Source organism: Hymenobacter sp. M1-2 (assembly GCF_057808495.1).
Genome location: NZ_JBTYZO010000018.1, coordinates 43,390 through 56,456, shown reverse-complemented (window position 1 = coordinate 56,456; position 13,067 = coordinate 43,390). Strand labels below are relative to the sequence as shown.

The window sequence follows — 13,067 nt, the reverse complement described above, 5'->3', positions numbered from 1 at the left end:
GTGCGGTTCTGATACAGGGACGGATACACCGACGGCAGCAACCGGCCTGCACGACTCAAAAACCTCGTTTTTAGAAATTAGTACGGTTTGTGGGGCGTATATTCTTACTTCGTATTTCGAAGTGAGGGTATTTGCAAATTGTCTAACAGCAGCAGAGTTCATGATTTCCAATAAAGCGCGGGTATTGGTGGTAGACGACGACACGGGCGTGTTGTTTGCCGTGCGCATGCTGCTCAAAACCGAGGTGCAGGAAGTAGTAACCGAGAAGAACCCGGAGAACCTGCTGGCCCTGCTCAGCAAGCAGCGTTTCGACGTCATTTTCCTGGACATGAATTACAAAAGCACCCTCGGCACCGGCAACGAGGGGCTGTACTGGCTGAGCCGCATCCGCGAAAAAGACCCTACCGCCACGGTCATCATGATTACCGCGCACGGCGAAATCAGCACCGCCGTACGCTCGCTCAAAGCCGGCGCCACCGACTTCATCGTGAAGCCCTGGCACAACGAGAAACTGCTGGAAACCCTGGCCGCTGCCCTCCAACACAACGCCCGGCAAGCCAAAGGCGGCGCGGCCCGGCTGGCGCTCAAACGCCCCACGTCCTTCGCCGATTTCGACTTGCTTGGCGAGTCGGAGGCCATGCAGGAGGTATTCACCAAAATCGAGAAGATAGCGCCCACCGAAGCCAACGTGCTGCTGCTGGGCGAAAACGGCACCGGCAAGGAACTGGTAGCCAAAGCTCTGCACCAAAAGTCCTTCCGTGCCGCCAAGCCTTTCGTCACGGCCGACCTGGCCGCCATGAGCGAAGGCATTTTCGAGAGTGAGCTGTTCGGCCACAAAAAAGGCTCCTTCACTGACGCTCGGGAAGACCGGGTGGGTCGTTTCCAGGCCGCATCGGGTGGGACGCTATTCCTGGACGAAATCGGCAATATTGGATTGGCCCAGCAAGCCAAGCTGCTCACGGTGCTGCAAAACCGCCAAGTGATTCCGCTCGGCAGCAACGCACCCTTGCCCGTCGACATTCGGCTGCTATCGGCCACCAACGCGCCGCTGTACGAGCTGGCGGCCCACAACCAGTTTCGCAAGGACCTCATCTACCGCCTCAACACCGTCGAAATCACGCTGCCGCCGCTGCGGGCGCGGGGCGACGATGTGCTGCTGCTGGCCCGGCACTTTGCCGGTATCTACGCCGCCCGCAACCACAAGCCCACGCCGGACTTCGAGCCAGCCACTTTGCAGAAACTCAAGCAGCACCTCTGGCCCGGCAACGTGCGGGAGTTGCAGCACGCCGTGGAACGGGCCGTTATTCTGGCTGAAAGCGTCGTGCTACGACCACAGGATTTCAGCTTTTCGGCTCTGGAGCAGCCCGCCGTTGCCAGCCAACCGCCCCTGCTGCCGGAAGGCCCGCTGCAACTCAACGAAGTAGAAAAAACCACAATTCTGCGCGTCATTGAGCGCCACAACGGCAACATCACCAAGGCGGCCAAGGAACTCGGCATCACCCGCACGGCCCTCTACCGCCGCCTCGAAAAGCATGACCTTTAAGCGGCTCGAGTTCGGCATTTTCGGGCGGCTGCTGGGGCTGTTTGCCGGGCTCTACACGGCAGTGTACGCTGCGCAACAGTCGTTGTACGGGCTGCTTGTTGGGGCCGTGGCAGGCTTGGTAGTGCTGGCCCTGGAACTGGCCCGCTACGTAACCCGCGGCAACAAGGAGTTGGCTAATTTCATGCTGGCCGTGAAGTACCGCGACTTTTCGCAGCACTTCAACGAAGCCAATCCGAACCGGGCGCTGCAGCCTCTGTACGCGGCTTTCAACCAAATCAACGCTACGTTCCGGCAACTGAGCAACGAGAAAGAGGCTCACTCCAAGTACCTGCAAACCGTGCTGGAGCTGATTGACACGGGCATCATCTCCTACGACGCCGACGGCCAGGTGGAATGGCTGAACGAGGCTTTCAAGCAAACGCTGGAGCTGCCTTATCTGAAGAATATTCAGGCGCTACGCAAGCGCCACGCGGTGCTGTACGAGGCCATTCAGCAGCTGCGGCCCGGTGCGCCTACGGTGGTGAAAATCACAGTGGGCCGCAAAACCATGCAGCTGCTGCTTTCGGCCACGGCGTTCCGGCTCCAGGGCCAATCGTTCACGCTCGTTGCCTTCAAAAACGTGAGCCATGCTCTGGAAGAAACCGAAACCGAGGCTTGGCAGAAGCTGCTGCGCGTGATGACCCACGAAATCATGAACTCGGTGGCTCCTATTGCCTCCCTGGCCGATACGCTGCACCGCCACGTACGCCGGGAAATAGACCAGCCTTCCGCATCGCAGCCCGACCCAACTCTGCTCGACGATGTGGCCGAAGGCATCAGCATCATTCAGCACCGCAGCGAAGGCCTGCTCAAATTCGCGCAGGTGTACCGCGACATCAGCAAAATCACGACGCCACTGCTGACCACGGTGTACGTGCAGGAGTTGTTTCGCAGCATTCGCGGGCTGCTGAAGGCGCAGCTGGAGACCGAAAACATTGAGCTGTTAGTCTCGGTGCAACCCACTGATTTGGTGCTGCAAGCCGATTCTCGCCTGCTGGAACAGTTACTCATCAACCTCGTGCTCAACGCCGCCTACGCCGTACGTGACGCTGACCAGCCCCAAATTCAGCTGCTGGCCCGGCGGGAAGAGGAACGGGTAGTGCTGGAAGTGGCGGACAACGGTACTGGCATCGCGCCCGAACTGCTCGACAGCATCTTCATTCCCTTTTTCACCACCCGCCCCAACGGCTCAGGCATTGGCCTCAGCCTGGCCAAGCAAATCGTCCACTTGCACCGGGGCAACATCCGGGTGCGCTCCGTGGTGGGAGCAGGCACTGTTTTTTGGGTGGAGATATAAAGCATCCTGCGCTTCATTCCGTTGATTAGCTGCTCCTTTGCCTTCGCTCGGCGGTGGATGGTCTGGTGGTACGAATAAAATAAGTGGCCCAGGCCAGTAACCTTCCGGCGAATGCTCAGTTCCCACCATCAACTATCGAGAACCTGGCTATTGAATTTGAATTCGTGGTGGAATGGCCCGTGCTCTTTCCATCAAACACGCGGCGTAATGGTAAAACTGTTAACAATCCTTGGGGTCCTTTTTTGGGGGTTGCCCTTGTTTAGTGCAGCCCAGGCGCCAGCGGGTGTGGTAGTCGGCAGTACAGGCAAGATGTACTCCCGCATTCTCGGGGAAGAGCGGCCTTACTACGTCTACCTACCGCCAAGCGCTGGCGATGCCCTCTACAGTCCGCAACGCTACCCGGTTATTTACCTGCTCGACGCCGAAACGCAGTTTCAGGCCGTAGCCGCCATGGTAGACCGATTAAGCGCCTTGCGCCTAATGCCGGAAGCCATTATTGTGGCCCTGCCCAATACCAACCGAATCCGGGACCTGACGCCTACGCACATTGAGTCTGGCGTTTACATGGACCGCCAGGCGGCCGTTGCGTCGGGTGGCGGGGAGAATTTCACCCGGTTCTTGCAGCAGGAGCTTATTCCCCACATCGACTCCACTTACGCCACGGCGCCGTACCGCATGCTGGTAGGAACGTCGCTGGGCGGCTTGCTGGTGGTTAATACCTTGCTCCATCACCCCGAGCTGTTTCAAGCCTATGTGGCTATTGACCCTAGTTTGTGGTGGGACAATGAAAAGCTGGTGCGCGAAGCAGACGCTATTTTGAGCCAGAAAAAGTTTGCTGGAAAGAGTTTATATGTACCGGTGGCAATGGCTTTCAAAGCAACGGCCGATACGGTGACGGCCAGCAAACGTAACTCGCCGGAGAACCGCGCCCTGCTGGCCGTGCCGGAGTTCATCAAGTTGCTGAAACAACATCCTGGCAATGGACTGAACTGGGCGGCCAAGTACTACCCTGATGAGGGGCATAATACCCTACCCATGCCCGGCACTTACGACGCCTTGCATCACGCCTTCAGTGCATACCGTTTTCTGTCGGTCGACCACGTGAGCCTGCTAGAGCCAGCCGTGAGCAAGCTCCGCCCCGAGGCCGTGAGAGATTCGCTGCTCGTGGGCTGCCGCCGGATTTCTCGGCAGCTGGGCTACTCGGTACTTCCTCCGGAGATATTGGTAAACCGTTTGGGCTACGCCCACCTGCACGCTGGCCAACTAGCCGCGGCCCACACCTTTTTCGAGCTGAATCAGGCCAATTATCCAAAGAGCTTCAACGTCTACGACGCGATGGGCGACTACTACAGTGCCCTGGGCAACAAGAAGAAAGCTATCCGGGAATTCACGAACGCCCTGACCCTGCACAACTACCCGGAGACGCAGGACAAGCTTAAGGCGCTGCAGCAGAAGTGAAGAATTACGGTGCCCATAGCGCGGAAATCAGTTCCGTACACGAGTAGAGCGAGTATCCGGCTCCACGCCACTTGCGCTACCGCGTAGGAACCCGCCTCCGGCTCGTGCGCGGAACGGGTTTTCGCGCTACCACCTCTAAAAAAGCCATACTGTTGAGAACGGACTTAGTGGACCGGAGTATAAAGTAAGCCAGCCTGGTGGGCCTGTCAGCAGTCTTGATTGGGCGATTTCACCCTCGGCTTTACTTTCTACTTCCCTTCTGCCTCATGGACAAATCTCCAGCCTACGACCCGAGCCAAGCGGGCAAAACCGAGCAGCAGACCGCCAGCAACAACGTACCCAAAAGCGGCGAGCGGCCCGACCAAGGCGCTGCCCCCACTAGCGATAACTGGAGCACTTCGCCCGATCGTAAGTCCTTGGATGAGCGGCCGATGGAAGCGCCCGACACGCTCGGAGCCAAGCACCAGCACCCCATTCTGGCTCAGCCGCCGGAAGAGTTTACGGGTCTCAAGCTTACCAAACCGGCCAAAGTAGCGGCGGGCATAACGGCCGTGCTTAAGTCGGGCGCATTTGCGGTGGGCTACGACGGGCCCGTGCGTGGTACGCATGCCCTACTCAAGATGAACCAGAAGGACGGCTTCGACTGCTCTAGCTGCGCCTGGCCCGACCCCGACGACCACCGCTCCGTGGCCGAGTTCTGCGAGAACGGCGCCAAAGCCACCGCTTCCGACTCGCAATCTGACCCCGTGGGGCCGGAGTTCTTCGCCAAGCACAGCCTCGTGGACCTCTCGCACATGACGGACCGCGACCTGAACAACGCCGGCCGCCTCACCCACCCGATGGTGCTCCGGCCCGGCGCCACGCACTACACGCCTATAGAGTGGGCCGAAGCTTTCCAGTTGGTGGCCGATGAGCTGAACGCGCTGAAGTCGCCGCACGAGGCCATTTTCTATACTTCGGGCAAGGTGCCCAACGAGCCGGCCTACTTATACCAGCTTTTCGTGCGGCAGTTCGGCACCAACAACCTGCCCGACTGCTCCAACATGTGCCACGAAAGCAGCGGCGCGGCCCTGAGCAACACCACTGGCCTAGGCAAAGGCTCGGTCACGCTCAACGACATCTACGAGGCCGAAGTCATCCTCATCATCGGCCAGAACCCGGGCACCAACCACCCGCGCATGCTCACGGCTTTGCAGAAAGCCAAAAAGAACGGGACCAAAATCATCAGTATCAATCCGCTGCACGAAGCTGGCCTGCTGGCGTTCAAGAACCCGCAGGATTTCATGAACCCGCTCAAGGCCTTGGGCACCTTGCTCGGTGATGGCACCCCCATCACGGACCTTTACCTGCAAGTGCGCATCAACTCCGACCAGCTCGTGCTGCGGGGGCTGATGAAGTGCCTGCTCGAAGCCGAAGCTCTCAACCCCGGCCAAGTGCTCGACCAGGAGTTCATCCGCGAGTACACCACCGGCTACTCGGAGCTGATCGAAAACGTGAACAACACGGACTGGGCCGACATCGAGGAAACCAGCGGCCTGACCAAAGCCCAGATTCAGGAAGCCGCCAACCTCATTGCGCGCCACAAGAAGATTATCACTTGCTGGGCCATGGGCCTGACGCAGCAGAAAAACGGCGTGTACACGATTCAGGAAATCGTGAACATGCACTTTATGAAGGGTGCCGTGGGCATTCCGGGCGCGGGCCTGTGCCCGGTGCGCGGCCACTCCAACGTGCAGGGCGACCGGACCATGGGCATCTGGGAGCGGCCCACCGATATTTTCCTCGATTCGCTGGCCCAGGAATTTCGCTTCGAGCCGCCGCGGGAGTTTGGCTACGACACGGTGGAAGCCGCGAAGGCCCTCTACGATGGCAAAGTGAAGGTATTCATGGCGCTGGGTGGCAACATGCTCTCCGCTTGCTCCGACACGGAGTTCGTGGCCGAGGGCATGCGCAAGCTGCGGCTTTCGGTGCACGTGACGCCCAAGCTCAACCGCGGCCACCTCGTGAATGGCGAAATGGCCCTGCTGCTGCCCTGCTACACCCGCATCGACATCGACATGCAGAAGTCGGGGCAGCAGATTATGAGCTGTGAGAATTCCATGGGCGTCGTGAGCCAGTCGAAGGGCGTGCTGGAGCCGCTGCCGGGCCACCAGATGCTGAGCGAAGTGGCTATTGTGTGCGGCATTGCCATTGCCACTCTCGGCGAGCGCAGCACCGTGGACTGGGTGGGCTGCACCGAAAACTACGACCTAATCCGCAACTACATCGCGCGCACCATTCCAGGCTTCGAGGACTTCAACACCAAGCTGCGCCACCCCGGCGGCTTCTACCTGCCCAACGGCCCGCGCGAGCGCAACTTCACCACCGAAAACGGCAAGGCCAATTTCACCTGCACGCCCCTGGAAAAGCACGTGCTCGAACCCGGCCAGCTGGTGATGATGACCATGCGCAGCCACGACCAGTTCAACACCACCATCTACGACTACAACGACCGCTACCGCGGCGTGCACGGCGAGCGGCGCGTCATCTTCCTCAACCCCGAGGACATGGCCGACCGCGGCATCCGGGAGAAAGGTCTCGTCAACATCACCAGCCACTTCGAGGGCCAGCAGCGCCACGCCGAGAAGTTCATTGCCATTCCTTACGACATCCCGAAGGGCAACTGCGCCATGTACTTCCCCGAAGGCAACGTTCTGGTGCCCATAGCCTCGGTGGCTTACAAGAGCAACACGCCTACTTCGAAGTTTGTGATTGTGACCGTGGAGCGGATAGAAGTGCCAATTGGTGCCTCGACGGCCACCCCGGAGCGGGTAGCCGTGCCAGCGTAAAGCTTGGTTTTTGGCTAGCATGAAAGCCCGGCCATACTTGCGTGTGGCCGGGCTTTGCGTTTCGTCGTGTAGCTACCAAGCCCGGCGAAGCATAGCCGGGCAGGTTTAGAAGTTTGAGTACCTTCAAAAGAAGCATCGCTCACTGAGAGCAGTCTTGGTTGCAATAGCAACGCAGCAGCCATATTCTTCGTGGTTTGCTGCTGGGATACAGCGTAATTAGTGACAGACCTTTATCGAACAGATGACAAACGAACATCCTCTCTTGCTGTGCTTTCCCCAATGGCAAGGCACGGGCACAACCGACGCCGTGAAAATTGGCGCGGAGACGCTTTGCGCGGCATTTGCTGCACAACCAGTCACTATCCCGCTGTCGGATGAGCCGCTGACTACGCACTACAATATCAGCGGCTATTCGCCCTTGGTGGCGCAGTTGGAAACCGCTAAGGCCGTTTTGAATCAACACCAACCAACTCGGGTGCTCCTGCTAGCTGGCGACTGCGCAGCCGAAGTCGCGCCCATTCACTACCTCAACCAACGTTACGCCGGGGATCTGCTGGTGCTGTGGCTCGACGCCCATGCCGACCTCAACACGCCGGAATCTTCGCCGAGTGGCCACTTTCACGGCATGCCCCTGCGGTTGTTGCTGGATGGCGAGTTTCCCGGCACCTCCCTGCGCATCGACCAACCGCTAACGCATCGGCAAGTCATCTTTCTCGGCTTGCGCGACACTGACGCGCCGGAGGACCGTTACATTGCCGAACACGCACTGCCCGTTTTCCGGGATGCACCTTTCGCGTGGGAAGAGTTGGCCGCCGAAATAGCCAGCCGCAAGGCCACCAACCTCTACGTGCATCTGGACTTAGACGTACTGAATCCCGAGTCTTTCCCGGCGCTACAATGCCCTACTACCGGGGGCTTGGTAGCCGAAGAAGTGGCCCAGCTTATTGGTCGACTCATCAGCACGTACCAGGTGGTTGGTCTGTCACTGACGGAAACGACGGCGACCAAAGCCGAAGATCTGCAACCCATACAGGCTATTTTGCAGGAGTACAAGCAATGGCTTTTCCAGTCACCTGAAGCGCCGGTCAACTGAAACAGCTTAGGCCCCCGTTGCTGCGGTGTTGCTCATAATCTACAGTAGTTATTGGCTATTCGCTACCTCCGGACGGTACCCTTATGATAATGCGCATCTTCCTCAATCTGGCAGACACGGCCGAGTGCGGCGGCCAAAATAAAGCCTACTCAACATCATCAGCTACTATGCGCACGACTGCTTCAGTGGGTTAGTGCGCTTCTTCCGGCCTGGCGGTAGGCGGCGCCCAGGGCCCCACATGCGGAAAGTATTTCTGGCGCATTTCCTCAAGGCTGGCGGGCCGGGCCGCGGTGAAAATGGGAAAGTGAAGCGCATCCAGCTTGGTAAGCAGATAGGCTAGTTCGGTGTGTTCCTCGACGCTGAGATTACCGGCCGCCATGGAAGCCACCTGCGCCATGTTGGCGAAAAGCTGGAACAAAACGCCTTGGCCGTACTCCGTGATGGTGAGCACCTTGCTGCGCTTGTCGGTGGCGTGGGGCTGCTCCTCAATAAGGCCGGCGTTGAGCAGGCGCTTGATGATTTCGGTGCCGGTAGGCTTCTCGTGAATATTGCGGATAATAAGCTCGGTCTTGCTCAGCGGGCCGCGCCCGAAAGTAGTAGCCAGATACGTGAAGTCGTCATACGACAGCAGCGGCGTGTCGAGCAGAGCCAGGCGGCAGTATACGCGCAGGTAGCGGTACATGAACGTGATAAATTTACCGATAACCGATTCATCACTTTCTAAGGGGTTGCGTCCTTCGCGCTGCACGGCCTCCCGCTGCGGCGCCGGGGCGGCACCAAATCATTGGACGGTTTGTGCCGCTCCGGCGGGGCTTTTGAGCAATGTATAAGCACGATTACGACCAGTATATCGCCCCGCTAGGGCTCAACTATTCAGGCTAGGATATGGAGCAGCTTGGGTTGGCGACAACCTCATCGGTGGACCGCTGGCATATCTACCGGGCCCTATGTGCAACTTCTTGGCATTAGTTGAACGCCGGAAACAGAAAACCTTTATTTGGCTTTTTCTGAGTCGGTAGCACCTTGCTAATTCTGCATCAACAACTTATTACAAAAAATTATGAAAAAATTTACTTTGCTGCTGTTAGGCTGGCTGTGTGCTCTGCACACGCATGCCCAGACCACTCGCACTGTATCCACAGCCAACGACACCGGCGCGGGCTCCTTGCGCGAGGCACTGACCAACGCCGCCAACGGTGACCAAATCGTGTTTGCGGCGGGGCTGGCCAACCAAACCATCCGGCTCAATTCGCAGCTGGCCTTGAACAAGAGCGTGACCATCGACGGACAGGCGGCGCCAAATCTGACGCTTAGCGGTGAGAACAAGACGCGCATCCTGTTCATCGATTACAGCTTCGTTAACGTCACTATCAAGAACCTGACCTTCGCCAACGGCCGCGCCGTCGACAGCGACCCGAATACGAAGCTGCGCGGCGGAGCTATCGAGCTGCTCGACCCCAACAACCTTGTGCTTGACGGCTGCCGCTTCTACAACAACGTGGGGGAGCGCAGCGGGGCCTTGTTCGTTGGCTATTCTTCCAAGACCACAGTGACCAACTGCGTCTTCGACAACAACGACGGCTCGGTGGCCAACGACGGCTTCAGCGCCGGCGCCATCTCCACCTACGGCGGTGGGGCTAACTCAGACATTCTCTCCAACGGTATCGGCAACAGCGCCTTCCTGGATGTGCGCGACTGCACCTTCACCCGCAACAAAGGCATCGTGGGTGGGGCCGTGTACGTGCTGCTTGGCGGGCTGCGGGTAGAGAACTCGCTGTTCCGCCGCAACAGCTCCACGGAGGCCGGCGGGGCCATCTTCCAGGACGGCTGCGACGGCACCGAACGCGAGAACACCACCGGTGGCACGACCCTGATTCGCGGCTGCGTTGTCGACAGCAACAGCACCCGCGCCAACGGCGGCGGCTTGTTCCTGTGGGGCTACTCCAACGACAAGTACATCATCGAAAACACGACCATCGCCAACAATACCGTGGAGCGTGGTGGCCCGTACAACGACTCCAAGGGCGGCGGCCTGGACGTGCGCGACCGGGCTTCGCTGGTGATTCGTAACAGCAACATCGTGGGCAACGTGGCTCGGGCGCAGGGCGGCGGCCTATGGACCGATACCCGCGGCCCAGAGGGCATCACCATCGAAAACACCACCTTCAGTGGCAATAAGGCTTCCGCCGCTGATAACTCGGGTGATATCGGCGGGGCAATCATTCTCAACACGCCCGCCAGTGTGCGGACCCGAATTACCAACGTGTCGTTCGTCAACAACAAGTCGGATCGCGACACGGGCGGCATTTGGATTGGCAGTGAAGAAGGAGGCCGCAACGTGACGCTGACTAACTGCTTGTTCGCCGGCAACCGCTCCAGCTGGGGCGGCACGCGCGAGCAGAGCATCAACTACCCTGCAACCAACGGCGGCGGCAACTTCGTGCAGAATAGCGGCGGGGCCGTTGAGAGTACTCCCGGCGTAACTTACGCGGCCGATTTGAAGGTTTCCAGCTTGCAACAGGTGGGCACTGGCGGCAACAAATACCAGCTGGTGCACCAACTGCTGGCCGGCAGCCCGCTCATCGACCAGGGCGTGGCCGTAAGCCTGACCACCGACCAGCTCGGCAACACCCGCTCCACTGACGGCGACCAAAATGGCACCGCCAGCGTGGACCCCGGCGCCGTGGAATACTCCCCCAACGCCACCGCTCCGGTGGGCACCGGCACGGGCCTGGCAGGCGAGTACTTCGACAACATCGACCTGACGGCTTCCAAATTCACGCGCACCGACGCGACGGTGGATTTCAACTGGGGTGACGGCTCGCCGGACTCGCGCATCGGCGCCGACACCTACTCCGTGCGGTGGACCGGCCAGGTGCAGCCGCGCTACTCCGGCACCTACACGTTCTACCTCAACTCCGACAATGGCCGCCGGCTGTGGGTGAATGGTCAGCTCATTATCGACAAGTGGCTGGACGATTGGAACGTGACCTACAGCGGCAGCATCGCGCTGACGGCCGGCCAGAAGTACGACATCAAAGTGGAATACTTCGAGAATGTGGGCGGTGCTAACATCAAATTGGAGTGGGACAGCCCGCAGCAAACGCGCCAGATTGTTCCGCAGACGCAGCTTTACCCCGCACCCTTGGGCCCGGTTGCCGATGGCCTTTACACGCTCGAACCACAGTGCGCACCGGGTCTGCGGTTGGATGTGTCGGGCGCCAATACGGCGAACGGGACGAACGTGGGCACGTGGAACGAAAACGGCAACAACGCGCAAAAGTGGCAGGTGCAGCGCCAAGCCAACGGCAGCTACCGCCTCTCCTCGGCGCTGGATGCCAACAAGGTGCTGGACGTGAGTGGCATCAGCGCGGCCAATGGCGCCAACGTGCACTTGTGGGAGTGGCTCAACCAGGCCAACCAGCGCTGGACCATCATCGACGCGGGCAATGGCTACTTTGAACTGGAGCCGCAGCACGCTCCCGGCCAGCGCCTCGACGTGGCGGGTTCCAGCAGCTCGCCCGCCAACGTGCACCTGTGGCAGAGCTACGGCAACGCCGCCCAGCGCTGGCGCTTCATCCCGGTGAGCGGCTCGGCCCAACGCGGCTCGGCGGGTTCGGCTTCGACCAGTACGTCCCGCCTGGCAGCCCCGCTCGCCCTGTTCCCCAACCCCGCGCAGAAAGAAGTAACCGTTCGGGCTCAGGAAATCTTGACTGAAGTGAGCGTGTACAACAGCACGGGCCAAGTGGTACTAACCCGCAAAGCCAGCGTACGGGGCCAGGAATGCAGCTTCGATGTGAATCAGTTGCCAGCCGGAATCTACACGGTGCGGGCGCATACCGCCTCGGGTAAGCAAGCCGTGCAAAAGCTAGTAGTGCAGTAACTATTTCCGCTTGAAAAAGGCCCGGCAGATTGTTCTGCCGGGCCTTTTTGGTATAGGACTTATGCAGAGGAGGCTAATATATCTTTCCCGCAGAGTTATGCTGCTAAAACCCTGCGAAACTCTGCGGGAACCTCGTCAGAGCAAGCAAGGCGGAAGTGTTGTAGTATTAATAGTCTCTGAGTTCGGATCAGCATACTTTCGCATTGCATTGTTACTTATTTGCACGCCTCTGCAACGCCTCCGCTTTCTTCTTTTCATCCCCTTGCCCCATGCATCTCTCCATCATGGCTGCCGTCAGCGAAAACCAGGTTCTGGGCAAAAACGGCCAACTGGTCTGGCACCTGCCCGCCGACCAGCACTTCCTGGAACAGGCCGTACAGGGCCGCACCGCCATCATGGGCCGGGTAAGCTACGCGGCTTTCCGCACGTCTTATCCCGAAACCCAGTGCGTGGTCATCTCCAGCCAGCCGGACTTGCCCTTGCGCCCCCACGACCAGCGCGTGGCCAGTTTCGAGGCAGCCTTGCAGGTAGTGGCTGATGCGGAGGGTGAAGTATTCGTGCTAGGCGGGGCCCAAGTGTACGCTGAAGCCCTGGCCCACGCCGATACGCTTTATCTAACTCGCGTGCACGGCGTATTCGGAGGCGACACTTTCTTCCCGCCCGTAGATTTCACGCGGTGGCAGCTCGTGGCGCAGCAAGACCACCCCGCCGACGCCGAACACGCGTACGCCTTTTCCTTTTTGCGCTACGAGCGGCCATAAATCTTTGAACGGCTTCCTATCCTGCTTGGGCAGCAACCCGGAGCCTGGTTCACCTCCACTAATTCAGAGGAAAGGTTGTAGCTATCCGATATATAGGATTTATTAGTTCTTACTAAAGTCGGAAATGTCGCGCGCAAACTCTGTTTGTGCCTCGTTATTAAGATA

At 59.3% G+C, this 13,067-nt stretch carries 8 protein-coding genes; 7 read left to right on the top strand and 1 reads right to left on the bottom strand.

What is annotated here, in order from left to right:
• The first annotated feature begins 160 nt into the window (after nucleotides 1-160).
• From ACYSMN_RS17470 to ACYSMN_RS17450, 5 genes are all read left to right on the top strand, one after another.
• A complete protein-coding gene (locus ACYSMN_RS17470; RefSeq protein ID WP_488925201.1) occupies nucleotides 161-1,543 on the top strand; it encodes a sigma-54-dependent transcriptional regulator in 1,383 nt (460 codons plus the stop codon).
• Entirely contained in the window at nucleotides 1,533-2,879 is a 1,347-nt protein-coding gene (locus tag ACYSMN_RS17465; protein WP_488925200.1) for a sensor histidine kinase, read from the top strand. Before ACYSMN_RS17470 ends, ACYSMN_RS17465 begins: the two co-directional genes overlap by 11 nt.
• A gap of 309 nt (nucleotides 2,880-3,188) precedes the next feature.
• Nucleotides 3,189-4,337 carry an alpha/beta hydrolase-fold protein gene (locus ACYSMN_RS17460; RefSeq protein WP_488925199.1) on the top strand — a complete coding sequence of 383 codons (1,149 nt, stop codon included), beginning with the start codon at nucleotides 3,189-3,191 and terminating at the stop codon, nucleotides 4,335-4,337.
• A 266-nt stretch (nucleotides 4,338-4,603) separates the two neighbouring features.
• On the top strand, nucleotides 4,604-7,165 hold the full coding sequence (locus ACYSMN_RS17455) for an FdhF/YdeP family oxidoreductase (RefSeq protein WP_488925198.1): 2,562 nt from the start codon (nucleotides 4,604-4,606) through the stop codon (nucleotides 7,163-7,165).
• Nucleotides 7,166-7,406: 241 nt separating this feature from the next.
• The gene (locus ACYSMN_RS17450) at nucleotides 7,407-8,258 is read left to right on the top strand and encodes an arginase family protein (protein WP_488925197.1); all 852 of its coding nucleotides are present in this window, start codon (nucleotides 7,407-7,409) and stop codon (nucleotides 8,256-8,258) included.
• Nucleotides 8,259-8,448: 190 nt separating this feature from the next.
• Here the strand turns inward: ACYSMN_RS17450 and ACYSMN_RS17445 are convergent, their stop codons facing one another.
• Complete coding sequence (locus ACYSMN_RS17445) at nucleotides 8,449-8,940, bottom strand: MarR family winged helix-turn-helix transcriptional regulator (protein WP_488925196.1); 492 nt, start codon at nucleotides 8,938-8,940, stop codon at nucleotides 8,449-8,451.
• Nucleotides 8,941-9,318: 378 nt separating this feature from the next.
• Between ACYSMN_RS17445 and ACYSMN_RS17440 the strand changes: the two genes are divergently transcribed.
• Both ACYSMN_RS17440 and ACYSMN_RS17435 read left to right on the top strand, forming a co-directional pair.
• Entirely contained in the window at nucleotides 9,319-12,141 is a 2,823-nt protein-coding gene (locus tag ACYSMN_RS17440; RefSeq protein WP_488925195.1) for a PA14 domain-containing protein, read from the top strand.
• A 269-nt stretch (nucleotides 12,142-12,410) separates the two neighbouring features.
• Nucleotides 12,411-12,902 carry a dihydrofolate reductase gene (locus ACYSMN_RS17435; RefSeq protein WP_488925194.1) on the top strand — a complete coding sequence of 164 codons (492 nt, stop codon included), beginning with the start codon at nucleotides 12,411-12,413 and terminating at the stop codon, nucleotides 12,900-12,902.
• The last annotated feature ends 165 nt before the right edge of the window (nucleotides 12,903-13,067 follow it).